This window comes from Micromonospora sp. LOL_025 (genome assembly GCF_048060285.1).
Lineage (GTDB): Bacteria > Actinomycetota > Actinomycetes > Mycobacteriales > Micromonosporaceae > Micromonospora.
Map to the genome: position 1 here is coordinate 300799 of NZ_JBHMIR010000001.1, position 22500 is coordinate 323298.

Sequence of the window (22500 nt, forward strand, 5' to 3'; positions counted from 1 at the left end):
GGCGCGGGCGCCGTCAGCCGGCGAGCAGGGCGGCCATCCGCTGCGCCTGCGCCTCCCAGCGCCACTCCCGCTCCACCCACGCGCGACCGGCCGCGCCGAACTGGCGGGCCAGGTCCCGGTCGGCGAGCAGCGTGGCCACCCGGTCGGCGAGCTGGGCGACGTCCCGGCCACGGACCACGAAACCGGTCTCGCCCTCGCGGACCGCGTCCGGCGCACCGCCGGAGTCGCCGGCGACCACCGGCAGGCCGGTCGCGGAGGCCTCCAGGTAGACGATCCCGAGCCCTTCGACGTCGAGACCGCGGTTGCGGGTGCGGCAGGGCATGGCGTAGACGTCGCCGGCGGCGTAGTGGGCCGGCAGCTCGGCCGACGGCACCGAACCGGTGAAGACCACGTCGCGATCGACGCCCGTCTGGCGGGCCAGCTTCTCCAACGTGGCCCGGTAGGGCCCGCCCCCGACCACGAGGAGCGCGGCGTCGGGCACCCGGCGACGGATCTCGGGCATCGCCCGGATCAGCATGTCCTGCCCCTTGCGCGGCACCAGCCGCGACACGCAGACCACCACCGGGCGGTCGGCCAGCCCGAGCCGGAGCCGGACCGGTTCGCCGTCGACCGACGGGTGGTAGGCGTCCACGTCGACCCCGGGGGCGAGCCGGCGCAGCTCGGTCACCCCGTGCAGCGCCCGCTCCAGCCGCACCCGGGTGTACTCGCCCAGGTAGGTCGTCACGTCGACGCCGCGCCCGATCCGCCGCAACGCGGCCCGGGCGGCCGGCAGCGCGGCCCAGCCGACCTCGTGCCCGTGGGTCTGCGCCACCGCCCGACGGATGCCCGTCCGGCGGCGCAGGCCAGCGGCGAGCAGCCCGAGAGGGGCCGCCGCGCCGAACCACACCGTGTCGCAGTCGTACGCGCGCGCCAGGCGGGCGGCCCGACGGGCCACGAGCGGCGTGGGCAGCAGCACCCGGGTGCGGTCCCGGACCACCTCGAACGGCTGGTCGGCGTCGAACTTCTCCGCACCCCGCCACGTCGAGGCGTAGACGACCACCGACCCGGCGGGCTGGCGCACCGCGAGGTTGTGCACGAAGGACTGGATCCCGCCGGGACGGGGCGGGAAGTCGTTGGTGATCAACAGCGTACGGCTCATCGGCCGGCCTCCCTGGCGTGGGCGCGGGCGGCGGCCATCCGCTCGACCGTGGACGGGTGCGTGGCGGAGTAGAGGTACTCCCAGCGTGGCGGATCGGGGTCGGCGAGGTTGATGCCGGCGAGCCGCCGCTGCATCGCCTCGAAGGCGGCCGGGTCGCCGGTCAGGGCGAGCGCGTGCGCGTCGGCGCGCGCCTCCACCCGCCGCGACATCAGCGCCTGCGCCGGCGCGGAGACCAGCCCGGCCACCGTGACCAGGGCGACCAGCAGGGGGAACGCGCGCGGCTGGGCGACCGAGTCGACGCCGGCCAGCCGCAGCAGCGGGCCGGAGGAGCCGAGCAGGTAGAGCGCGACCACCGCGGCGGCGGCGCCCAGCGCCCCGGTCAGCGTGCCGACCACGACGTCCCGGTCCTTGGCGTGCCCCAGCTCGTGGGCCACGACGGCGGTCACCTCGGCCGGCGTCGCCTCGCGCAGCAGCGTGTCGTAGACCACCACCCGCCGCGTCGGCCCGAGCCCGGAGACGTACGCGTTGACCGCCCGGGTGCGGCGCGAGGCGTCGGCGACCAGCACGTCGCGCACCGGGACGCCGTCCCGGTCCGCCATCTGCATCAGCTGGGTGCGCAGCGGGCCCTGCTCCATCGGGGTGAACCGGTTGAAGACCGGCTCCACGAGCACCGGCAGCACGAAGGAGAGCAGCACCACCAGGGTCGCCGCACCGGCCGCGCCGAACGCCCACCACCAGCGCGGCGACAGCCGGATGACGGTGTAGAAGCCGAGCAGCGCCACCGCGCCGATCACCGCGCTGACCGCGTACGACTTGAGCAGGTCGACGGCCCAGCCGCCCCAGCCGTTGGTGCTCAGTCCGTAGCGGGTGAGCACGGCCTGCCGCCAGGCGGCGAACGGGAGGGTCACCAGATCGGCGACGAGCACCACGGCGAGCCCGCCGAGGACGGCCTGGGCGGCCCAGTGGCCGCCGAACGGACGCCCGGCCAGTTCGACGAGCCGGCTGCCCAGCGGGGTCAGGCCGAGCAGCAGGGCCACCAGCAGGCCGATCGCGATCGCGGCCCAGCCGGCGGGGCGCAGCGCGGACCGGAACTCCCGGCTGCGGGCCACCTGCTCGGCGGGGAGGTCGCCCAGCGCGGCGAGCTGGTCGGCCCGGGGGGCCGGCGGCCGGTGCCAGGGGATCAGCAGCGCCGCCGCGACGAGGAGGGCGAGGGTCAGCCCGGCGAGGGTGAGCAGGGCCCAGCCGCGCGGGGTCACCGCGGCCGCCCCGGCGCCGCGCCGTCGCGAGCAGTGCGCATCCGTACCCGCGTCATGCCGCCGCTCCCTCCGCCGTGACCGCCCATCCTATTGCCCGCGTGACGGCCGCCGCGCCGCCGCCCGGAGGGCACGGCACGCCGGGGTCCCGGCGGCCGATCCACCCCTCCTGGCGTCACCCGGTCGCCATCATGACGCCACCCGAAGCCAGAATGGCTTGCCATGACGCCATGATGGTGCCATAGTGGCGTCATGGACCTGACGTCGTATGTCGACAACCTCCGGCAGGAACTCGCCGGCGTCGCCGAACTCGGCGGCGACGAGGCCCGCGCACTCGCCGAGCGACTGGCGGGGCCGCTCGACTCGGCGCTCCGGCTGGCGCTCCTGGACGCGCTGGCCGCGGCGGCGGCCGAGATCACCCGCGACCTGGCGCCCGGCTCGGTCGAGCTGCGCCTGCGCGGGCGGGAACCGAGCTTCGTCGTGACGCCACCGCCGGCCGGCCCGGAGATCCAGGGTGAAGCCGCGGCCCCCGAGCCGGCCGTCCCGCCGCCGGCGGACGCCGAGGAGGGAGCCACCTCGCGGATCAGCTTCCGCCTCTCCGAACACCTCAAGAGCCGCATCGAGGAGGCGGCCGCCCGCGACGGCCTCTCGGTCAACGCCTGGCTGGTCCGGGCGACCACGGCCGCCGTGGCGTCCAGCGGGGCGGACCGGCACCCGCAGCGACGCGCCCCGCTCAGCGGGCAGCGCTACACCGGCTGGGCCCGCTGAGCCGCCCGCCGGTCGGCGTCACCCCTCCCACCACCCGTCCCGGTCCGGGACGTCCACCCGTCAGAAGGGACTGCGTCGTGCCCACATTCGACACCCCGGCTCCGATCTCGGCCACCGTCGACCTCGTCGTCGGTGACGTCCGGGTCACCGCCACCGACCGCACCGACACGAACGTCGAGATCCGCCCGAGCAACGCCGGCGTCGAGGCCGACGTACGGGCGGCCGAACAGACCCGGGTGGAGTACGCCGACGGCCGGCTCGTGGTCAGGTCGCCCCGGCAGCGCGGGTTCGGGCTGTTCGGCAAGCCCGGCTCGGTCGACGTGACGATCGGGTTGCCCACCGGCTCGCACCTGCACGGCGAGGCCTCCGTGGCGGCGTTCCACGGCAGCGGCCGGCTCGGCAGCTGCCGGGTCCGGATCGCGACCGGCGACATCGGACTGGACCACACCGCCGACGTGGACCTCGACACCTCCGCTGGCGGCGTCCGCGTCGAGCACGTGGCCGGGCCGGCCCGGATCAGCACCGGATCAGGCCGGATCCGCGTGCAGCAGGTCGACGGCGAGGCGGTGGTCAGGAACTCCAACGGCGACAGCTGGCTCGGCACGGTCACCGGCGAGGTGCGGGTGAAGAGCGCCAACGGCGAGACCACCGTGGACCGCGCGCACGGCCCGGTCACCGTCACGGCCGCCAACGGCGACATCCGCATCGGCGAGGTCTCGGCGGGCACGGTGTCGGTCCGCACCGCGGCCGGCGGGCTCGACATCGGCGTCCGCTCCGGCACCGCCGCCCTGCTCGACCTGCACACCCAGTTCGGCCGCGTGGACAACCACCTGGAGGCGTACGAACCGTCCAGCGAGCCCGAGGGCGCCGTGCGGGTGACCGCCCGGACCTCCTTCGGCGACATCGTGATCCGCCGTTGCTGACCTCCCCCGTCCGCCCGCCCCGGCCCGACGGCCGGCCAGCCCTCGACCGGCCCGACGGCCGGCGTCAAGGAGAAGACATGCCACCCAGTTCGGCCCCGGCGGCCATCACGGTCACCGCCCTCCGGAAGTCCTTCGGCGATCACGTCGTGCTCGACGGGATCGACCTCACCGTCGCCGCAGGGACGATCTTCGCCCTGCTCGGCCCCAACGGCGCCGGCAAGACCACCACCGTGCAGATCCTGTCCACCCTGATCGGCGCCGACTCCGGCGAGGCGCGGGTCGCCGGCCACGACGTCGCCCGGGAGCCCGGCGCGGTACGCGCCGCGATCGGCGTGACCGGCCAGTTCTCCGCCGTCGACGGGTTGCTCACCGGCGAGGAGAACCTGCGGCTGATGGCCGACCTGCACCACCTGCCCCGGGCCGAGGGGCGGCAGCGCGCGCAGGGCCTGCTCAGGATGTTCGACCTGGTCGAGGCGGCCGGCAAGCCCGCCGCCGGCTACTCGGGCGGGATGCGCCGGCGACTCGACCTGGCGATGGGGCTGGTCGGCCGCCCCCGCGTCGTCTTCCTCGACGAGCCCACCACCGGGCTCGACCCGCGCAGCCGGCAGGCCATGTGGCAGATCGTCCGGGACCTGGTGGCGGACGGTGTCACCATCTTCCTCACCACCCAGTACCTGGAGGAGGCGGACCAGCTCGCCGACCGGATCGCCGTGCTCGACCACGGTCGCCTGGTGGCGGAGGGCAGCCCGGCGGAACTCAAGCGACTCGTCCCCGGCGGGCACGTCAGCCTGCGTTTCGCCGACCGGGCCGCGTTCGACACGGCCGTCCGGGTGTTGCCCGGGCAGTCCCACGACGCCGCCGACCTCACCCTGCACGTGCCCGGCGACGGCGACGTCCGGTCGCTGCGGAACCTGCTCGACCTGCTGGACAGCGAGTCGATCGCCGTGGAGTCGCTGTCGGTGCACACGCCCGACCTCGACGACGTCTTCCTGGCCCTCACCGGCCAGCCCGAGAAGGTGGGAACCCCCCGATGAGCACCCTGACGTACGCCGTACGCGACTCCGGCACGATGCTGCGCCGCAACCTGCGACGCTGGATGCGCTACCCGTCGATGACGGTGCTGCTCGTCGGCATGCCCATCATGCTGCTGCTGCTGTTCGTCTACGTTTTCGGCGCCACCCTCGGCGCCGGGCTGGGCGGCGGCTCGGGCGACCGGGGCGACTACGTCAACTACGTCACCCCGGGGATCCTGCTGATAACCGCCGGCCTGGCGGCCACCGGGACGGCGGTGTCGGTCGCGATGGACATGACCGAGGGCATCATCGCCCGGTTCCGGACCATGGCGATCGCCCGGGCGTCGGTGCTGACCGGCCACGTGCTGGGCAGCCTGACGCAGACCATGCTCAGCCTGGCGGTGGTCACCGGGGTCGCCCTGCTGATCGGATTCCGGCCCACCACGAGCGCGCCGGCCTGGCTGGCGGCCGCCGGCGTGCTGGTCATGACCGCCTTCGCCTTCACCTGGCTCTCGGTCGCGCTCGGGCTGGTCTCCAAGAGCGTCGAGACGGCGAGCAACCTCCCCATGCCGCTGACCTACCTGCCCTTCATCGGCAGCGGGTTCGTGCCCACCGAATCGATGCCCGACGGGCTGCGCCAGTTCGCCGAGTATCAACCCTTCACCCCCATCATCGAGACCCTGCGCGGCCTGTTGACCGGCGGACCGGTGGGGACGAACGCCGCTCTCGCGACGGCCTGGTGCGCCGTTATCGCGCTGGTCGGCTACCTCTGGGCGAAGAAGCTGTTCAACCGGGACCCGTCCCGCTGACCGTCGTCCCCGACGCCCGTTCCCCGAGCCACTGCCCCGGGGAGCGGGCGTCGCCGTGGCCCGTCACGCGACGCGCCGGCGTCGGGTGGGCCGCCCGGCCGAGCAGGGGGCGGGCAGCATCTCCACCTCGAACCCGGCCCGGGCGAACACCTCGATCGCCCGGGCCTCCGCGCCGTCCAGCCCGGCGGCCGGGGACGAATCGTCGAGCAGGGCGGTCACCAGGCAGTCGGCGCAGCCGTTGCCCCGGATCCCGCACCCCGCGCAGTCGATGAGCATCTCGCCTCCTGATGCGCTGCGGCGACCGGGCGCGGCGTCACCGTCGCCACCCGCGAGCACCGTCGGTCACCACGACGGTAGGCGGGGGGTACGACAGAAAAGGGACAAGCGGTCGCGGACGGCTCTAAAAGCGATCAAGCACCCGGATCATGAGCGGGCCAGGCGGCGCAGCAGCGAGTCGGCGCCGAGCGGGTACGCCCCGTGCCGGCGTACCCCGTCGGCGACCTCGCGGTCGGAGGAGACCACCACCACCGGCCGTCCCGGCGGCTCGGCGCGGACCAGGCGCCGGATCAGCTCGTCGGCGGTCTCCCCCTTGCGGGAGAAGAGCACCCGTACGCCGCGCGGCGCCGGCGGCAGCCCGTGCATCCGTTCGGCGCCGTCGAAGACCACCGTGACCTCGTCGCCGGTCTGCGCGGCGATCCCGCCCAGGCCGGTGATCAGCCGCTTGCGCTGCTGTTCCAGGGACATCTCGCCGAAGCCGCGCTTGGTCACGTTGTAGCCGTCGACGACGAGGTGGGCCCGGGGCAGGGCGAGCAACTGGTCGAGGCGGGCCGGGTCGTCGGTGTCCCGGGCGCGCGTCGCGGCGCCGGCCGCCGGGGCGGCGGTCTGGTCGGCGAAGGCGTCGGCGACGAAATCCGCGGGCAGCTTGTCGACCGGGTCGAGCGCCAGCTCCCGACGCAGCCCGACGGCGGCCTGCCCGATGGTCTCCAGCAGCAGCCAGAGCCGGGCGTCGTCGACCGAGCGGGCCTCCTTGGCGCTGGCCCGGGCGACCCCCGCCGCCGCCTCGGCCTCGGCCAGCCGGGCCCGGACCCGGCGCAGCTCGGCGTCGGCGTCCGCCGCCGCGCGGGCGGCCCGCCCCCGCTCGGTGGCGAGCAGTTCGGTGGCCTTGCGCTCGCGGGCCTGCGTCTCGCGCAGCGTCCGGGTCAGCTGCCGGCTCTCCTCGCGCAGCTGGCCGAGCTCCTCGCGGACCCGGGCCAGCTCGTCGCGGAGCTTCTCCGCCTCGACCCGGGCCACCGCCCGGTCGTGCTCGGCACGGGTGGCCCGCTGCTCGGCCTCGCGGACCAGCTCGGCGACCACCGCGCTGTCGGCCTCGGCGCGGACCGCCGCGCCGCTGGCCTCGATCAGCTCCCGCCAGCCCCGGGGGCGGGCCAGGTAGGCCAGCGCGGCCACCTCGACCGGGTCGGCGGCGGCCGGCGCGGTGCCCTCCAGCACGGCGGCGCCCAGGTCGCCGGTGTCGGCGAGGACCCGGGCGGTGATCCGCTGGCGGAACAGCGGGTCCGCGGTGAGCTGGGCGGCGATGGCCGGCGCGCCGAGCCGCGCCCGGCGGTTGGGGGCGAACTTGGCGACCCGGCGCAGCGGCACCGGCACCTCGTCGGCGGGCAGCCCGGGCAGCACCGTCGCGGTCAGCGCCACGATGCGCTGCCGGACCGGCTCGGGCAGCACGGGCTCCGGCTCGGGCGCCGACGCCTCGCCCTCGGCCGCGGCAGGCCCGGACGTCTCGGGCGCGGACTGCACAGGCCCAGAGGCCTCAGCCTCGGGCACGGACTCCCCAGCCTCGGACGCCCCAGGCCCGGACTCCTCGGACCCGGCCGCCGGAGCCGACGCCTCCGGCGCGGCCCCCCCGGGCGGGGCGGTCTCGTCGGGAGCGCCCCCACCGGCGTCGCGCACAGCGTCGACCGGATCCTCCTGCCGGAGGTGGTCGTCGTGCGGCTCGGTGAGGGGCATGTGGCAAGTCTCCCACCGCTACCGGGCCCACCGCCCGGTGAGTGAGCCGATCTCTCATCCTAGACCGGTGGTGACGTCTGATGCCGTTGGGACGGGAGTGTCGGACCGGACCGTTAGCGTGCCGCCGATGGCACAGACGGAGTACGTCCAGGAGCCGCTGGCCGGTTTCGACCCCGGCGCGGGCGGAGTCGACCCGGCGCTGCCGCTGTACGCGACGACGTTCGTGGTGGTCGACCTGGAGACCACCGGCGGCGCGCCGGACGGCGGCGGGATCACCGAGATCGGCGCGGTCAAGGTGCGCGGCGGCGAGGAGCTGGGCGTGCTGGCCACCCTGGTCAACCCCGGCGTCCCCATCCCCCCGTTCATCACCGTGCTCACCGGCATCACCCAGGCCATGCTGGTGCCGGCCCCGCCGATCGAGCAGGTGCTGCCGAGCTTCCTGGAGTTCATCACCGACGCCGTGCTGGTCGCCCACAACGCCCCCTACGACGTGGGCTTCCTCAAGGCCGCGTGCGCGAAGCACGGCTACCGCTGGCCCAACCCGCGGGTGCTCGACACCGCCGCGCTGGCCCGCCGGGTGCTCACCCGCGACGAGGTGCCCAACCGCAAGCTCGGCACCCTCGCCGCCTACTTCCGCACCGCCACCCAGCCGACCCACCGGGCCCTCGACGACGCCAAGGCCACCGTCGACGTGCTGCACGGGCTGATCGCCCGCCTGGGCGGCCACCGGGTCGACACCGTCGGCGACGCCATCGAGTTCGCCCGGGCGGTCACCCCCACCCAGCGGCGCAAGCGGCACCTGGCCGAAGGGCTGCCGAAGGCGCCGGGGGTCTACATCTTCCGGGCCGCCGACGACCGGCCGCTCTACGTCGGCACCTCCGGCGACATCGCCACCCGGGTGCGCAGCTACTTCACGGCGGCGGAGAAGCGGGCCCGGATCTCCGAGATGCTCGCCGCGGCGGAGCGGGTGGAGGCGGTGGAGTGCGCCCACTCGCTGGAGGCGGAGGTCCGCGAGCTGCGGCTGATCGGGGCGCACGCCCCGCCGTACAACCGGCGGTCGAAGTTCCCGGAGCGGGTGCTCTGGCTGAAGCTGACCGACGGGCCGTACCCCCGGCTGTCGGTGGTCCGGGCCATCTCCCCCGGCGACGCCGCCTACCTCGGGCCGTTCAGCTCCCGTCGGGCGGCGGAGCTGGCCGCCGCCGGCTTCCACGACGCCGTGCCGCTGCGCCAGTGCACCCACCGGCTCTCGCTGCGCACGGTCACGCCGGCCTGCGCGCTGGCCGAGCTGGGTCGCTGCCCGGCGCCCTGCGAGCACCGGATCTCCCCCGAGGAGTACGACGCCCGCGCGGTTGCGCCGTTCCGCACCGCCACCGCCAGCGACCCCGGGCCGGTGGTCGACGCCCTGCTCGCCCGGATCGACACGCTCTCGGACGCCCGGCGCTACGAGGAGGCGGCGGTGGCCCGGTCCCGGCTGGCGGCGGTGCTGCGGGCGACCGTGCGGATGCAACGGCTGACGGCGCTGACCGGGATCGCCGAGCTGGCCGCCGCGCGTCCGGCGGCCAACGGCGGCTGGGAGCTGGCGCTGGTGCGGCACGGCCGCCTGGCCGGGGCGGGGGTCTCGCCTCCCGGTGTCCACCCCCGACCGACGATCGCCGCGATCCGGGCGACCGCCGAGACCGTCCTGCCCGGCCACGGCCCGGTCCCGCGCGCCTCCGCCGAGGAGACCGAACGCGTTCTGTCCTGGTTGGAGCGGCCGGAGACCAGGCTGGTGGAGATGTCGTCCGGTTGGGCGTCCCCGGTGGCCGGCGCGGCCCGCTTCCGCGACCTGCTGCGCAAGGCCGAGAACGCCGCGTCCCACCAAAGCTCGACCGAACGCCCATGACCAAGTGACCGATCGGACTACCTCCACTCCCTTAGGCTGTTAGAGAAGTGCAGTCCTGCCCGTTTCGTGGGCCTGCTCCCGGTTGCCGGGTGTCGGCGGCCGTGGAGCCGGGGTGAGGAGGTGTCCCTCGTGGACGTCGACGCCGGACGCGGCGCCGCCCTGGGGGGCGCCCTTCCGACCCAACCGGGCGAGCTGCCGCTGGCCCGCCGGCTGCGCGCGCTGCTGAGCTGGCCCACCGCCGACACCGACCCGGTCAGCCAACTCGTCCGGACCCACCGGACGATCCACCCCGGCACCGAGCCCTCCGTGCTGCGCCGGGCCTACACCATCGCGGAGAACATGCACCGCGGGCAGTTCCGCAAGAGCGGCGAGCCCTACATCACACACCCGCTGGCGGTGGCCCAGATCTGCGCCGAGATCGGCATGGACGCCATCACGCTGGTCGCCGCGCTGCTGCACGACACCGTGGAGGACACCCGCTACACCCTCCAGGCGCTCGCCGAGGACTTCGGGCCGGAGGTGGCGCACCTGGTCGACGGGGTGACCAAGTTCGACAAGGCCTTCTACGGCAAGGCCGCCGAGGCCGAGACGATCCGCAAGATGATCATCGCGGCCGGCAAGGACGTCCGGGTCCTGATCATCAAGTTGGCCGACCGGCTGCACAACATGCGCACCCTGGGCGTCAGGTCCGCGGCGTCCCGGGAACGGATCGCCCGCAAGACGCAGGAGGTGCTGGTCCCGCTCTGCGACCGGCTCGGCATCCAGACGCTCAAGCGCGAACTCGACGACGTGGTGCTGCTGCACCTGGAGCCCGACGAGCACGCCCGGATCGCCCGGCACGTGCACGACCGGCCGGGCTGGGACGCGTACCTCGACGAGGTGGTCGCCCGGGCGAAGTCGGCCCTGCGCCGCAGCCGGGTGGACGCGGCGGTGACCCCCCGCCCCCGGCACCTCTACTCGATCTGGAAGGACACCGTGGCCGGTGGCCACAGCGCCCCCTTCGACCTGCCCCGCATCGCGATCGTGGTGGACGGCCCGGCGACCGACTGCTATGCGGCGCTCGGCGCGGTCCACGGCCTGTGGCGGCCGGTTCCCGGCCGGTTCAAGGACTTCATCGCCTCCCCCAAGAACAACCTCTACCGCTCCCTGCACACCAGCGTCTGCGGGCCCAGGAACCGCACCGTGGAGGTGCTGATCCGCACCGAGGAGATGCACCGCTCGGCGGAGTACGGTGTCGCCGCCGACTTCCGCTTCCCGCGCTCCGGCGGCGGCACGGCAGGCCGGGCGGAGCAGCTCGACTGGCTGCGTCGGGTGCTCGACTGGGAGCAGGACACGGCCGACCCGGCCCAGTTCCTCGAATCGCTACGCTGCGACCTCGCCGAGGCGCAGGTCCAGGTCTTCGCCGACGGGCGACAGGTCGTGCTGCCCGCCGGGGCGACCCCGGTGGACCTCGCGTACGAGTTGGGCACCGAGCGGGGCGACCACTGCCTCGCGGCGCGGATCAACGGCCGGCTGGCCCCGCTCTCCTCCGAACTGGACGAGGGCGACGTGGTGGAGATCTTCACCGAGACCGACGCGGCGAACGGCTTCGACGCCGACGTCGCCCCGCGCGGCCCCCGCCGGGAGTGGCTCGGCTTCGTCAAGTCGCCGCAGGCGCAGATGCAGATCAGCCGCTGGTTCGCCGAGCACACCGAGCCCGGCATCTCCATCACCGACAAGGTCCGTCTCGGCCGGGCCACCATCGGGCTGGCCCTGCGCAAGCACGACCGGGGCCTCGCCAGCGACCTGCCGCTGCTGCGGCTGTCGGAGGAACTGGGCTACCCCGACCTGGAGACGCTGCTGGTCGCGGTGTTCGACCGGGTGATCGAACCGGACACGGTCGTACGCCAGCTCATCGACCTGGTGGACCACCGGCAGTGACCGCTCCGGCCCGGGTGGTCCGAACGTTCCTCGCGGCCACTAGCCTGGACGCATGATCCCCCGCTCGCGCGCCACCGGCCGGGCCGTCGCCTACCAGGTCTTCTACCGGCTGCCGTTGCCGGTACGCCGCCGCCTGGTCCGGCTGGCCGTGCCCAAGTACATCGTCGGCGCGGTCACCCTGGTCCGGGACAGCGAGGCCGAGGGCGCGGGCCGGCTGCTGCTGCTGCGCCAGCCGCCCGGCAGGGGCTGGGGGCTGCCCGCCGGCCTGTTGCAAAAGGGCGAGGCACCGGTGGTGGGCGCCGCCCGTGAACTGCACGAGGAGTCCGGCATCCGGCTCTCGCCCCGGCAGCTGAGCCCCGCCGTCCCGAACGCCGTGGTGCACGCCAAGGGCTGGGTGGACGTCGTGTTCACCGCCGAGGTGCCGGCGTCGACCACCGAGCTGAAGGTCGACGGCGCCGAGGTCTTCGAGGCCGCCTGGCACCCGCTGGACGACCTGCCCAAGCTGACCTGGCCGACGGCCCGGCTGCTCGCGTACTACGACATCGGACCGCTGGCCGGGCAGTTCCCGCCACCGGTGCCCGACACGAAGCCGTGAACCCCGGCCGCGCCGCCGGCGGCGGCGGGGCCGGTGCCGCCCACACCGGCCGCGGCACGACGCCGGCCGCCGGCGGGGCCGGGCTCTGCGCGGTGGTGCTCGCCGCCGGCGAGGGCACCCGGCTGCGGCCGCTGACCGAGCGGCTGCCCAAGGCACTCTGCCCGGTGGGCAACGTGCCGTTGCTCGACCGGGCGCTGGACCGGCTGGCCGGGCTCGGCCTGATCGGGCCCGACCGGGTCGCCGTCAACGCCTGCTACCTCGGCGACCAGGTCGTCGCGCACGTCGGGGACCGCGCCCACCTCTCGGTGGAGCCGGGCGACCCGCTCGGCACCGCAGGCGGGGTGGCGAACCTGCGGGAGTGGATCGCCGGGCGCGGGGTCCTCGTCGGCAACGCCGACGCCTACCTCGCCGACCCGGCACGGCCCCCGGGGCCCGACGTCGCCGCGCTGCTGGACGGCTGGGACGGCGACTCCGTGCGACTGCTCGGCCAGCCCGCCGCCGACCCGGCGGCGCCGGGCACCTTCGACGGCCACGTGTTCACCGGCTTCTCGCTGCTGCCGTGGCGGCTGGTGCGGGAGCTGCCGGTCGGGTTCGGCGACCTCGTCCGGGCGCTCTGGCGGCCGGCGGAGGCGGCTGACGCGCTGACCGTCGTGCCGTACCCCGGCACGTTCTACGACACCGGCACCCCGGCCGACTACCTGGCGGCCAACCTGCACGCGGCGGGCGGCGGCAGCCTGGTGGACCCCACGGCCACGGTGACCGGCCGCTGCCGCTCGGCGGTGGTCGGCGCTGGCGCCGTCGTCCACGGCGAGGTGGAGCGGGCGGTCGTCTGGCCCGGCGCCACCGTCGGCCCCGGCGAGCACCTGCGCGACGCCGTCCGCGCGGGCACCGCCCTGACCGTCCCCGGCACACCACCGTCCCCGGGCCGGGGAAACATCTAGCATGGCCGACGACGCCGACGAACGGAGAAATGCCCCGTGATCACCGCGATCGTGCTGATCGACTGCGCCACCGACTCGATCCCCGAGGTGGCCGAGAACCTGGCCAACCTGCCCGGCGTCAGCGAGGTCTACTCGGTGGCCGGCCACGTCGACCTGATCGCGATGGTCCGGGTCCGGGAGTTCGAGCAGATCGCCCAGGTGATCGCCGGCAGCATCTCCAAGGTGCCGGGGGTGCTCAACACCGAGTCGCACATCGCCTTCCGGGCGTACTCCCAGCACGACCTTGAGGAGGCGTTCGCGATCGGCCTCGCGAACGCCGACTGACGCGGGCGCCGGCACGGGCCGAGCGGGACGGACGGCGGCCGGGCGGCGCGGCCCGCCGGGACGCCGAACGGCCGGCCCACCCCTGGGGATGGACCGGCCGCCGTGGCGCGGACGTCAGCTCTGCGTGGGAGCGGGCGTCTCGAAGGTGCCACCCGGAGCCGGCGACTCGGTGGTGCCGCCCGGAGCCGGGGTCTCGGTGGTGCCACCCGGAGCCGGCGTCGTGCCGCCCGGGCTCGGGGTGCCGCTGGCGGTGGCCTGCGGCACCGGGATGCCCAGCTGCTCCGCCAGCTGCACCAGCGCGTCGTAGTGCGCCTGCAGGGTCGGCAGGGCGGTCTGGGCCAGCTGGACCACCGACTGCTCGGAGCCCTGCGAGATCTCCGTCTGGGTGGCCTGGATGGCCTGGACGTGGCCGGCCAGCTCGCTGGTCACCCAGAGCCGGTCGAACTCCTCGCCGCTGGCGTTGTTCAGCTGGTCGATGACGGACTGCTGATCCGCCGTGGGCTCGTTCGGCAGCTCCACGCCCAGCTGGGACGCGGTCTGCTGCACTGTCTGGTCGAGCTGCGTGTGGTCCGTCTTGAACCGGGCGCCCAGGTCCTTGACCCCCTGGCTCTGACCCTTCTGCTGGGCCAGGTCACCCGCAGTGATCTCGAACAGATTGACCTGGTGCACGGCCTGCAGGTACTGGGTGTCCTGCTGTGACGGCTGCACCGCGGCCTGTGCCGCCGCGGCCGGCGCGATCCCCACCAGCACCAGCGCGGCCAGCAGGCCGAGGCGTTTGATACCCAACATGCTTCCCCCCCTTGAGACGTTGGATCGCACGGATACCCGGCTGACCGGGGTTATTCCTGCGATCCCCCGTCGGGGAGGCGACCGACCGACACGCCCGTGTCGGACCGTCGGAGGACGGAAACGGACGTGGCGCCCGCCGGAGGACCACTCCGGCGGGCGCCACGTCGAGGTGTCGCGGGGTCAGCGGCGGCTCTCGCCGCTGCCGATCTCCTCCCGCTCCGGTCGGGGCTCGACCGGCGGGTGCCCCGGCGAGACCGGCGCCTCGGCCGGCTTCTCGATCGGGTAGAAGAAGCCCCGGATGGCCGGGCCGAGGGCGCCGAGCCGGTTCATCTTCTTCGGCACGACCCAGCCGGCGTACGGCAGCGCGCCGTGGCCGTCGCCGTGCCCGTCGGCCGCCGCGAGCGGCTGGTGCACCTCTTCGAACCGGCCGTCCGGCAGGCGCCGGATGATGCCGGTCTCGACACCGTGGGCGAGCACCTCCCGGTCGTGCTGCTGGAGACCCAGGCAGATCCGGTAGGTGACGTAGTACGCCAACGGCGGCAGGACGAGCAGGCCGATCCGGCCGGCCCAGGTCATCGCGTTCAGGCTGATCTGGAACTTGTCGGCGATGACGTCGTTGGCGCCGGAGAGGGTCAGCACGATGAAGAACGCCAGCGCCATGGCGCCCAGGCCGGTCCGGGCCGGCACGTCCCGGGGACGCTGGAGCAGGTTGTGGCTCCGGGTGTCCTTGAGGCGCCGGGCCTCCAGGAACGGGTAGAGCGTCGACAGGCCGACCAGGATGCCCGGCAGCACGACCGTCGGCCAGAACAGCGGCGGGATCACGTACCCGTCGCCGATCGGGATGTTGATCTCCCAGGCGGGCATCAGGCGGGTCGAGCCGTCGAGGAACATGACGTACCAGTCGGGCTGGCTGGCGGCCGAGACCACCCACGCCTCGTACGGACCGAACAGCCAGATCGGGTTGATCTGGAACAGGCCGCCCATCAGCGCGACCACGCCGAAGACGACCATGAAGAAGCCGCCCTGCTTGATCGCGTAGCGGGGGAACATCCGCTCGCCGACCACGTTGCCGTTGGTCCGGCCGGGGCCCGGCCACTGGGTGTGCTTCTGCTTGAAGACCAGGCCCAGGTGGGCGCCGATCAGCGCGAGCAGCAGGCCCGGGACGAGCAGCACGTGGGCGATGTAGAACCGGCTGATGATGATGGTGCCCGGGAACTCCCCACCGAAGATCGACGAGGTCACCCAGGAGCCGATCACCGGGATGGACAGCATGATCGCCGAGGCGATCCGCAGGCCGGTGCCGGAGAGGCCGTCGTCCGGCAGCGAGTAGCCGGTGAAGCCGGCGAGGAAGCCGACCCAGAACAGCAGCGACCCGATGATCCAGTTGGTCTCACGCGGCTTGCGGAACGCGCCGGTGAAGAAGACCCGGAGCATGTGCACCACGATGGCGGCCATGAACAGCAGCGCGGACCAGTGGTGCATCTGCCGCATGATCAGGCCACCGCGGACGTCGAACGAGATGTCCAGGCTGGAGGCGTACGCGGCCGACATCGGCGTGCCCCGCAGCGGGGCGTAGCTGCCGTTGTAGACCACCTCGGTCATCGCCGGCTCGTAGAAGAACGTCAGGAAGACGCCGGTCAGCAGCAGGATGACGAACGAGAACAGCGCGATCTCGCCGAGCAGGAAGGACCAGTGGTCCGGGAAGACCTTGTTCAGCAGCCGGCGCAGCGGGGTGGCCACCTGGAAGCGGTCGTCCACTCCCCGGGCGACGTTCCCCGGCACTGCTGCCTTGTCAAACTTGCGCCGCTTCACGGCCGCTCCCAGAAGTCGGGCCCGACGGTCTCGGTGTAGTCGGACTTGGCCACGAAGTAGCCCTCGGAGTCCACCTCGATCGGCAGCTGCGGCAGCCGTCGGCTGGCCGGGCCGAAGATGGGCCGGGCGTTGTCGGTGATCAGGAACTGCGACTGGTGGCACGGGCAGAGCAGGCGGTTGGTCTGCTGCTCGTAGAGGCTCGCCGGGCAGCCGGCGTGCGTGCAGATCTTCGAGTAGGCGGCGTAGTTGCCCCACATGTAGTCGCCGTGCCCGACCCGCTCGTTGGCCCGGCGCGACTCCTGCGCGTCGGAGTCCCGCAGGTGGATCAGCAGGGTCGGCGAGTCCGCGTGCAGGTTGCTGACGCCGTGGTCGATGCCGGGGAAGACGGTGATCTGGCCGCCCGTGCTGACGTCCGCCGGGCGCACCGGACGGCCGTCCTCGCGGACCAGCCGGACCTTCTGGCCGCCCTCGGCCGGGGCGAACCCGGTCGTGAACATCTGGTTGTTCTTGTGCGGCTGGGAGATCAGGCCGCCGACCAGGGGTGCCGCGGCGACCGCGCCGACCGGCGCGAGACCGGCCAGCAGCGAGATGCCGAGCAGCGGCCGGCGCTTCACGCCCAGCTCGTCGGCCATGTAGAGCATGGTCTGGCCGGTGATGATCCGGTCGTCGGAGGCGACGGCGCCCTCGTGCCGGTCCTGGATCGAGACCTCCTTCGGCAGCAGCTTCTTGCCCCAGGTCAGGATGCCGAAGCCGATGCCGAGCAGGGCCACGCCGAGGGTGACGCCGAGCAGCGGGGTGTACCACTTGTCGCCGCCGCTGCCGGCATGGTATTCCCACGGCCACCAGATGTAGATGACCAGGAAGGCGGTCGCCGCCAGGCCGGTCAGCAGGAAGAACGACGCGACGGTACGGGTCAGCCGGCGCTCGGCCTTGCTGCCCGGCGCCACCTGCGGCTCGTAGTGGACGATCTCGATGTCGTCGCGGCGCGCGCCCTCGCGGACGATGTCGAACTGGCTGAGCCCGGGGGTGTTCACGTCGAGCGGCTCCCGGCCCTGCTGGGCCTGGTGCTCGGTGTGCGTGGTCATGCCGTCACCTCGCTACGGGCGGTGCCGCGCTGCGGCACCACGGCACTGAATCGGATGAGCCGCCCGGTCACGACTTGCCCGCAATCCACAGGCTCGCGAAGACGAGCGCGACGATGCCCACCAGGAAGATCGCCAGGCCCTCGGTGGACGGCCCGTACCGACCGAGGTTGAAGCCGCCCGGGTCCTGGTCGTGCTTCAGGGTCTCCTGGATGTAGGCGATGAGGTCCGCCTTCTGGTCCGGGGAGATCTGGTTGTCGCCGAAGACCGGCATGTTCTGCGGGCCGCTCAGCATCGCGGCGTAGATCTGCCGGTCGGTGGCCGGGCGCAGGCTCGGCGCGTACTTGCCGGAGGACAGGGCGCCGCCGCCGCCGCCGAAGGCGTGGCACTGCGCGCAGTTGATCCGGAACAGCTCGCCACCGGCGGCGATGTTGCCGTCGGCGTGCAGGTTGTCACCGTCGGGCACCACCGGGCCGCCGCCGAGTTCCTGGACGTACTGCGCGAGCTGGCGGGTCTCCTCGTCGGTGAAGAGCTCCGGCTTGCGCTGGGCCTGGGCCTCCTGCCGGGCCATCGGCATACGGCCGGAGCCGACCTGGAACTCGACCGAGGCCGCGCCGACGCCGATCAGGCTCGGCCCGCGCCCCTCGACGCCCTGCGCGTTGCGACCGTGACAGGTCACACAGCTCACGTCGAACAGCGCCTTGCCCTCCGCGGCGGCACCGGTGAGCGGGGTGTCCTGCGCCTGCGCGCCGGGGGCGAAGACGGTGTAGGCGCCGCCGGCCAGCATCAGCGCGGCGAACAGCCGGACCGCGGCACCCAGCCGGCGGCGGCCCCTGCTGCGCGCCGCGGGCCGCTCGCGCAGCCGCGCGAGCAGACCGCGTCGGCGGTCGTTGTCAGAAGTCATGACCTGTGTCCTTAACCGGTTGGACCTTGTCTCAGGGGACGGAGCAGCGGCGCGGTTCGTGACGCGCCAAGATCACTGAAGCCAGTAGATCATGGCGTAGAGCCCGATCCACACGACGTCGACGAAGTGCCAGTAGTAGGACACGACGATCGCCGACGTGGCCTGCGCCGGGGTGAACCGGCCCATGGTGGTGCGGATCATGAAGATGACGAAGGCGACCAGACCGCCGGCCACGTGCAGGCCGTGGAAGCCGGTGGTCAGGTAGAACATCGACCCGTAACCGTCTTCGTTGATCTTGATGCCTGCGTGCACCAGCTCGCGGTACTCGTTGAGCTGACCGAGGACGAAGATCAGGCCCATCACGAAGGTGATCGTGAACCAGCGCCGCAGCGCGTGCACGTCACCCTTCTCCGCGGCGAACACACCGAGCTGGCAGGTCACCGACGACAACACCAGGATCACCGTGAAGGTGGTCGCGTAGGGGATGTTGAGGTGCGTGGTGTGTTCCGCCCACTGCTCCGGCGCCGCCGCGCGGATGGAGAAGTACATCGCGAACAGCGCCGCGAAGAACATGAGTTCGCTGGAGAGCCACACGATCGTCCCGACGCTGACCATGTTGGGTCGGGTCAGGGAGTGGATCCGGCTCTTGTCAATGGCTGGGGCCGCAGTCACGCGGTCATTATTGCCCTTGACCGGGGCCGCCGATCAGCGGGGGGCCAAACCCGTGGCATCCACAGCCCGATCGGGGCAGTCCGGTTCGCCTGACCTAGGCTGAAAAGCGTGCTGCACGCCGATCCGATCTCCGCCGCAGCCGCCGTCGCCGCGCCGGCGGCGACCGCGGCCACCCCGCCGCCGTTCACCGTGACCTCGGTGTTCACCGAGACGAAGCTGGACAGCTGGCTCGCCGTCGGCCTGGTGCTGGCCGCCGGCGTCTACCTCTACGGGGTGCACCGGCTGCGGGTCCGGGGCGACCGGTGGCCGGTCGCCAGGACGGTCTTCTTCCTCGGCCCCGGCCTCGGCGGCATCGCGGCGGTCACCGTCAGCGGCCTGCACGCGTACGACACGGCGCTGCTGTCGGTGCACATGGTCCAGCACATGGTGCTCTCCATGATCTCACCGATCTTCCTCGCGCTGGGCGCGCCGGTGACGCTGGCCCTGCGCACCCTGCCGCCGCGACCGCGCAAGCGGCTGCTGGCGGTCGTGCACAGCCGGATCGCCCGGATCTACAGCTTCCCCCTGGTGGCGTTCGCCATCTTCGTGGTGAACCCGTTCGCGCTCTACTTCACCGACCTGTACCGCTACACGCTGGAGCACGTGTGGGCGCACGAGGTCGTGCACGCGCACTTCATCATGACCGGCTGCGTGTTCTTCTGGCCGCTGCTCGGGCTCGACCCGCTGCCGGGCCGCTGGCCGTACCCGGCCCGGGCGCTGCTGATGCTGCTCTCCGTGCCGTTCCACACCGTGCTCGGGCTCACCATCATGCAGAGCAGCACGCTGTTCGGCGGCGACTGGTACCCCTCGCTCGGGTTGACCTGGTCGGACCCGTGGCAGGACCAGGTGGTCGCGGGCGGCATCCTCTGGGCCGGCGGCGAGTTCGTCAGCGTGACCATGCTGGCCGTGCTGGTGGTGCAGTGGATGCGGCACGCCGAGCGGGAGGCCCGCCGCGTCGACCGTGACCTGGACCGCCAGGAGGCCCGTCAGCGCGCCGCGGAGTCCACCGCCTGAGCCGGGCCGGCCGGTACGCGCCGGCGCCGCCGCCGGGCGGACGTCGCACACCTCACACCGACCGGTACGATCAGCGGGCGGCTACGAGGTGGGAGCCAGTCCGACCGACGAGCGCGCAGCGAACGAATCATCAAGCTCAGTGTGATGGTGCCGCACGACGGCACGGAGCGAAGCGGAGTGCCGGCATGAGCGATCGTCTTTGCACCGTCCTGCTCTACAGCGACGACCCGGAGGTCCGCGACCGGATGCGGCTCGCCGTCGGGCCGCGCCCCGCGCCCGGCCTGCGGATCGAGTTCGTCGAGGCGTCCGACTACGCCGAGTGCGTCCGGCTCGTCGACGACTACGAGATCGACCTGCTGGTGCTCGACGGCGAGGCGAGCCCCGGCGGCGGCATCGGCATCGCCCGGCAGATCAAGGACGACCGGGCCGACGCCCCCCCGACCTGCGTGGTGATCGCCCGCGCCGCCGACCGGTGGCTCGCGGCCTACGCCGAGGTCGACGCCACCCTGGTGCACCCGCTCGACCCGGTGACCACCGGCACCACGGTGGCCGAGCTGCTGCGGACGCACGCACCCGCCTGACGTCCCCGCTCCGGCCCGTCGCGGCGCCGGGCCGACCGGTGCCGGTTCCATCCCACCCGCATCTCGCACGCTCGGGAGGCCCGCCATGGGCGATCGGACCTGGCCGCACCTGCTCAACGCGCTGCTGCGCGGCGAGGAACTCGCCACCGCCGACACCGCCTGGGCGATGGGCGAGATCATGGCCGGCTCGGCCGCCCCGGCGCAGATGGCGGGCTTCGTCGTGGCGCTGCGCGCCAAGGGCGAGACCTCGGCCGAACTGGCCGGGCTGGTGGAGGCGATGCTCGGCCGGGCGGTGCCGGTCGAGCTGCCCGACGAGCTGCGCGCCACCGCCCTCGACGTGGTCGGCACCGGCGGTGACCTCGCGCACACGGTCAACATCTCGACCATGGCCTCGCTGGTCGTGGCCGGCGCCGGTGTCCGGGTGGTCAAGCACGGCAACCGGGCTGCCTCCTCCTCGTGCGGCACCGCCGACGTGCTGGAGTTCCTCGGCGTGCCGCTCGACCTGGGCCCCGAGGGGGTGGCCCGGTGCGTCGCCGAGGCCGGCATGGGCTTCTGCTTCGCGGCGCGGTTCCACCCCGGGATGCGGCACACGGGCCCGGTACGCCGCGAGTTGGGCGTGCCCACGGTGTTCAACTTCCTCGGCCCGCTGACCAACCCGGCGCGGCCCCGCGCCGGAGCGGTCGGCTGCTTCGACGCCCGGATGGCCCCGGTGATGGCCGGCGTCTTCGCCGCCCGCGGCGACTCGGTGCTGGTGATGCGCGGCGAGGACGGGCTGGACGAGTTCACCACCGCCGCGCCGACCCGCGTCTGGGCGGCCCAGGGCGGCGTCGTCAGGGAGTCGCTGCTGGACGCGGCCGACCTCGGCGTACCCCGGGCCACCCTGGCCGACCTGCGCGGCGGTGACGCCGCCTTCAACGCCGACGTGGTCCGTCGGCTGCTGGCCGGCGAGACCGGCCCGGTGCGCGACGCGGTCCTGGTCAACGCGGCGGCGGCGCTGGCCACGCAGGGCCCGCTCGACGGCGACCTCACCGAGGCCCTGCGGGCCGGGATCGACCGGGCCGCCGAGTCCGTCGACTCCGGGGCCGCCGCCCGCGTCCTCGACCGCTGGATCGAGATCGCGCGCTCCCTCTGAGCACCGGGCGCCGCCGGGTGCCGCCCGAAGGTTGTCGGACCCCCGTGGGAAACTACAGCTGAGTAGTTCCCACATCCGTCCTGCGCCGCCGAGCGCGGCGATCCCCGTCGGGCGTGTGCGACACCCCACGGGACCGGAGCGAGAGGAGACGCCCGTGTCGGAGCGCGAGCTCTACTGCGACACCTGTGAGGGCGTCGAGCCGTTCGAGGCGCCGCCGTGCGCCGACGGCCACGGCGCCGACTGCCCCGAGCTGGTCTGCACGGGCTGCGGCGCGGCCGTGCTCGTCACCACCTTCGCGTTCCACCTGGCGCGTGCGAACGGCCGGCGCCGCCCGGCGGCCCGCCGCCGCGCCGCCTGACTCCACCGCCACGCCCCGCGCCGCCTGACGCCAACGCCGCGCCCGCACAGCCCGTCCGACGCCGAAGGCCCGCCTCCCCGGGAGGCGGGCCTTCGGAACGTTGGCGGGTGACCGGCCGATCAGTGCTCGGCGGTGCGCCGGGTGCCGCTGTAGTACTCGAACAGCAGGCCGCAGACGGAGAACGTGACCGCCACCATGCCGAGGCCGAGCAGCCAGAACTGCCAGAACGCGAGGCCGAAACCGGCGAGCCCGACGGCCAGTGCCAGGCCGAGCGGCCAGTAGCTGCCCGGGCTGAAGAAGCCGATCTCGCCCGCGCCGTCGGCGATCTCGCCGTCCGGCCGGTCCTCCGGCCGAAGGTCGATCCGGCGGGAGACGAACCAGAAGAAGCCGCCGCACATCGAGCAGAGCAGGAAGCTCAGCAGCAGGGCGACCGTGCCTACCCACTCGACCTGGCCACCGGAGTCGGCGGCGGTCCACCCGCCGTAGAGGAAGGTGGCGAAGAGCAGGAACCCGGCGATGACCAGGAAGATGCGCCACTCGGTCTTCATGC

General features: G+C 73.7%; 23 protein-coding genes. 13 read left to right on the forward strand and 10 right to left on the reverse strand.

Features of this window, described 5'->3' with window-relative positions; translation table 11 throughout:
• Positions 1-13 precede the first annotated feature (13 nt).
• Together ACFHW0_RS01395 and ACFHW0_RS01400 are read right to left on the reverse strand one after the other, a co-directional pair.
• Positions 14-1138, reverse strand: coding sequence for a glycosyltransferase family 4 protein (locus ACFHW0_RS01395; RefSeq protein ID WP_416604902.1), 1125 nt, complete (start codon positions 1136-1138; stop codon positions 14-16).
• Positions 1135-2394, reverse strand: coding sequence for a M48 family metallopeptidase (locus ACFHW0_RS01400; RefSeq protein WP_416604904.1), 1260 nt, complete (start codon positions 2392-2394; stop codon positions 1135-1137). The genes ACFHW0_RS01395 and ACFHW0_RS01400 overlap by 4 nt, the downstream gene beginning before the upstream one ends.
• A 249-nt stretch (positions 2395-2643) precedes the next feature.
• Between ACFHW0_RS01400 and ACFHW0_RS01405 the strand changes: the two genes are divergently transcribed.
• The 4 genes from ACFHW0_RS01405 to ACFHW0_RS01420 all read left to right on the forward strand — a co-directional run bounded on the left by ACFHW0_RS01405 (position 2644) and on the right by ACFHW0_RS01420 (position 5904).
• Entirely contained in the window at positions 2644-3159 is a 516-nt protein-coding gene (locus ACFHW0_RS01405) for a hypothetical protein (RefSeq protein WP_416604906.1), read from the forward strand.
• Between the two features lie 77 nt (positions 3160-3236).
• Positions 3237-4082 carry a DUF4097 family beta strand repeat-containing protein gene (locus ACFHW0_RS01410; RefSeq protein WP_416604907.1) on the forward strand — a complete coding sequence of 282 codons (846 nt, stop codon included), beginning with the start codon at positions 3237-3239 and terminating at the stop codon, positions 4080-4082.
• Positions 4083-4159: 77 nt separating this feature from the next.
• A complete protein-coding gene (locus tag ACFHW0_RS01415; RefSeq protein ID WP_416604908.1) occupies positions 4160-5116 on the forward strand; it encodes an ATP-binding cassette domain-containing protein in 957 nt (318 codons plus the stop codon).
• Positions 5113-5904 carry an ABC transporter permease gene (locus tag ACFHW0_RS01420; protein ID WP_416604910.1) on the forward strand — a complete coding sequence of 264 codons (792 nt, stop codon included), beginning with the start codon at positions 5113-5115 and terminating at the stop codon, positions 5902-5904. The genes ACFHW0_RS01415 and ACFHW0_RS01420 overlap by 4 nt, the downstream gene beginning before the upstream one ends.
• Before the next feature lie 63 nt (positions 5905-5967).
• On the opposite strand, the gene ACFHW0_RS01425 is transcribed toward ACFHW0_RS01420, so the two are convergent.
• Both ACFHW0_RS01425 and ACFHW0_RS01430 read right to left on the reverse strand, forming a co-directional pair.
• Positions 5968-6180, reverse strand: a complete 213-nt coding sequence (locus ACFHW0_RS01425; protein WP_416604912.1) for a hypothetical protein — start codon at positions 6178-6180, stop codon at positions 5968-5970.
• Positions 6181-6327: 147 nt separating this feature from the next.
• The gene (locus ACFHW0_RS01430; RefSeq protein ID WP_416604913.1) at positions 6328-7905 is read right to left on the reverse strand and encodes an NYN domain-containing protein; all 1578 of its coding nucleotides are present in this window, start codon (positions 7903-7905) and stop codon (positions 6328-6330) included.
• Positions 7906-8032: 127 nt separating this feature from the next.
• Between ACFHW0_RS01430 and ACFHW0_RS01435 the strand changes: the two genes are divergently transcribed.
• The 5 genes from ACFHW0_RS01435 (at position 8033) to ACFHW0_RS01455 (ending at position 13567) form a co-directional block, all read left to right on the forward strand.
• Positions 8033-9787, forward strand: coding sequence for a DEDD exonuclease domain-containing protein (locus tag ACFHW0_RS01435; protein WP_416604914.1), 1755 nt, complete (start codon positions 8033-8035; stop codon positions 9785-9787).
• Between the two features lie 129 nt (positions 9788-9916).
• Positions 9917-11707 (forward strand): RelA/SpoT family protein, encoded by a 1791-nt coding sequence (locus ACFHW0_RS01440; RefSeq protein WP_416605238.1) that lies wholly within the window; start codon positions 9917-9919, stop codon positions 11705-11707.
• Between the two features lie 52 nt (positions 11708-11759).
• Entirely contained in the window at positions 11760-12302 is a 543-nt protein-coding gene (locus ACFHW0_RS01445; protein WP_416604915.1) for an NUDIX domain-containing protein, read from the forward strand.
• Between the two features lie 92 nt (positions 12303-12394).
• Positions 12395-13243: a nucleotidyltransferase family protein gene (locus ACFHW0_RS01450; RefSeq protein ID WP_416605239.1), complete on the forward strand. Its 849-nt coding sequence runs from the start codon at positions 12395-12397 to the stop codon at positions 13241-13243.
• Between the two features lie 36 nt (positions 13244-13279).
• The gene (locus ACFHW0_RS01455) at positions 13280-13567 is read left to right on the forward strand and encodes an Lrp/AsnC family transcriptional regulator (RefSeq protein WP_088999172.1); all 288 of its coding nucleotides are present in this window, start codon (positions 13280-13282) and stop codon (positions 13565-13567) included.
• A gap of 114 nt (positions 13568-13681) precedes the next feature.
• On the opposite strand, the gene ACFHW0_RS01460 is transcribed toward ACFHW0_RS01455, so the two are convergent.
• From ACFHW0_RS01460 to ACFHW0_RS01480, 5 genes are all read right to left on the reverse strand, one after another.
• Positions 13682-14356 (reverse strand): DUF4142 domain-containing protein, encoded by a 675-nt coding sequence (locus ACFHW0_RS01460; protein ID WP_416604917.1) that lies wholly within the window; start codon positions 14354-14356, stop codon positions 13682-13684.
• Between the two features lie 180 nt (positions 14357-14536).
• Positions 14537-16168: a cytochrome b gene (locus tag ACFHW0_RS01465; RefSeq protein WP_416604919.1), complete on the reverse strand. Its 1632-nt coding sequence runs from the start codon at positions 16166-16168 to the stop codon at positions 14537-14539.
• A complete protein-coding gene (locus ACFHW0_RS01470; protein ID WP_366641984.1) occupies positions 16165-17253 on the reverse strand; it encodes a ubiquinol-cytochrome c reductase iron-sulfur subunit in 1089 nt (362 codons plus the stop codon). The genes ACFHW0_RS01465 and ACFHW0_RS01470 overlap by 4 nt, the downstream gene beginning before the upstream one ends.
• Positions 17254-17320: 67 nt before the next feature.
• The gene (locus tag ACFHW0_RS01475; protein ID WP_121400472.1) at positions 17321-18154 is read right to left on the reverse strand and encodes a cytochrome c; all 834 of its coding nucleotides are present in this window, start codon (positions 18152-18154) and stop codon (positions 17321-17323) included.
• Between the two features lie 72 nt (positions 18155-18226).
• The gene (locus ACFHW0_RS01480; protein WP_132236143.1) at positions 18227-18826 is read right to left on the reverse strand and encodes a cytochrome c oxidase subunit 3; all 600 of its coding nucleotides are present in this window, start codon (positions 18824-18826) and stop codon (positions 18227-18229) included.
• Positions 18827-18934: 108 nt separating this feature from the next.
• Between ACFHW0_RS01480 and ACFHW0_RS01485 the strand changes: the two genes are divergently transcribed.
• The 4 genes from ACFHW0_RS01485 (at position 18935) to ACFHW0_RS01500 (ending at position 21950) form a co-directional block, all read left to right on the forward strand.
• Positions 18935-19879, forward strand: a complete 945-nt coding sequence (locus ACFHW0_RS01485; RefSeq protein WP_416604920.1) for a cytochrome c oxidase assembly protein — start codon at positions 18935-18937, stop codon at positions 19877-19879.
• Between the two features lie 185 nt (positions 19880-20064).
• Positions 20065-20460 (forward strand): hypothetical protein, encoded by a 396-nt coding sequence (locus tag ACFHW0_RS01490; RefSeq protein WP_416604922.1) that lies wholly within the window; start codon positions 20065-20067, stop codon positions 20458-20460.
• A gap of 85 nt (positions 20461-20545) precedes the next feature.
• Positions 20546-21592 (forward strand): anthranilate phosphoribosyltransferase, encoded by a 1047-nt coding sequence (gene trpD / locus ACFHW0_RS01495; RefSeq protein WP_416604923.1) that lies wholly within the window; start codon positions 20546-20548, stop codon positions 21590-21592.
• A 154-nt stretch (positions 21593-21746) separates the two neighbouring features.
• Positions 21747-21950: a hypothetical protein gene (locus tag ACFHW0_RS01500; protein ID WP_416604924.1), complete on the forward strand. Its 204-nt coding sequence runs from the start codon at positions 21747-21749 to the stop codon at positions 21948-21950.
• Between the two features lie 119 nt (positions 21951-22069).
• Here the strand turns inward: ACFHW0_RS01500 and ACFHW0_RS01505 are convergent, their stop codons facing one another.
• Complete coding sequence (locus tag ACFHW0_RS01505) at positions 22070-22498, reverse strand: cytochrome c oxidase subunit 4 (RefSeq protein ID WP_416604926.1); 429 nt, start codon at positions 22496-22498, stop codon at positions 22070-22072.
• Between the last annotated feature and the right edge of the window lie 2 nt (positions 22499-22500).

Bases quoted from the DNA above. Each gene is read 5' to 3' on its own strand.
- ACFHW0_RS01445 (WP_416604915.1), top strand. From the start codon at position 11,760: ATGATCCCCCGCTCGCGCGCCACCGGCCGGGCCGTCGCCTACCAGGTC.
- trpD (WP_416604923.1), top strand. From the start codon at position 20,546: ATGGGCGATCGGACCTGGCCGCACCTGCTCAACGCGCTGCTGCGCGGC.
- ACFHW0_RS01415 (WP_416604908.1), top strand. From the start codon at position 4,160: ATGCCACCCAGTTCGGCCCCGGCGGCCATCACGGTCACCGCCCTCCGG.
- ACFHW0_RS01435 (WP_416604914.1), top strand. From the start codon at position 8,033: ATGGCACAGACGGAGTACGTCCAGGAGCCGCTGGCCGGTTTCGACCCC.
- ACFHW0_RS01460 (WP_416604917.1), bottom strand. From the start codon at position 14,356: ATGTTGGGTATCAAACGCCTCGGCCTGCTGGCCGCGCTGGTGCTGGTG.
- ACFHW0_RS01425 (WP_416604912.1), bottom strand. From the start codon at position 6,180: ATGCTCATCGACTGCGCGGGGTGCGGGATCCGGGGCAACGGCTGCGCC.
- ACFHW0_RS01470 (WP_366641984.1), bottom strand. From the start codon at position 17,253: ATGACCACGCACACCGAGCACCAGGCCCAGCAGGGCCGGGAGCCGCTC.
- ACFHW0_RS01405 (WP_416604906.1), top strand. From the start codon at position 2,644: ATGGACCTGACGTCGTATGTCGACAACCTCCGGCAGGAACTCGCCGGC.
- ACFHW0_RS01395 (WP_416604902.1), bottom strand. From the start codon at position 1,138: ATGAGCCGTACGCTGTTGATCACCAACGACTTCCCGCCCCGTCCCGGC.
- ACFHW0_RS01505 (WP_416604926.1), bottom strand. From the start codon at position 22,498: ATGAAGACCGAGTGGCGCATCTTCCTGGTCATCGCCGGGTTCCTGCTC.
- ACFHW0_RS01430 (WP_416604913.1), bottom strand. From the start codon at position 7,905: ATGCCCCTCACCGAGCCGCACGACGACCACCTCCGGCAGGAGGATCCG.
- ACFHW0_RS01475 (WP_121400472.1), bottom strand. From the start codon at position 18,154: ATGACTTCTGACAACGACCGCCGACGCGGTCTGCTCGCGCGGCTGCGC.
- ACFHW0_RS01420 (WP_416604910.1), top strand. From the start codon at position 5,113: ATGAGCACCCTGACGTACGCCGTACGCGACTCCGGCACGATGCTGCGC.
- ACFHW0_RS01490 (WP_416604922.1), top strand. From the start codon at position 20,065: ATGAGCGATCGTCTTTGCACCGTCCTGCTCTACAGCGACGACCCGGAG.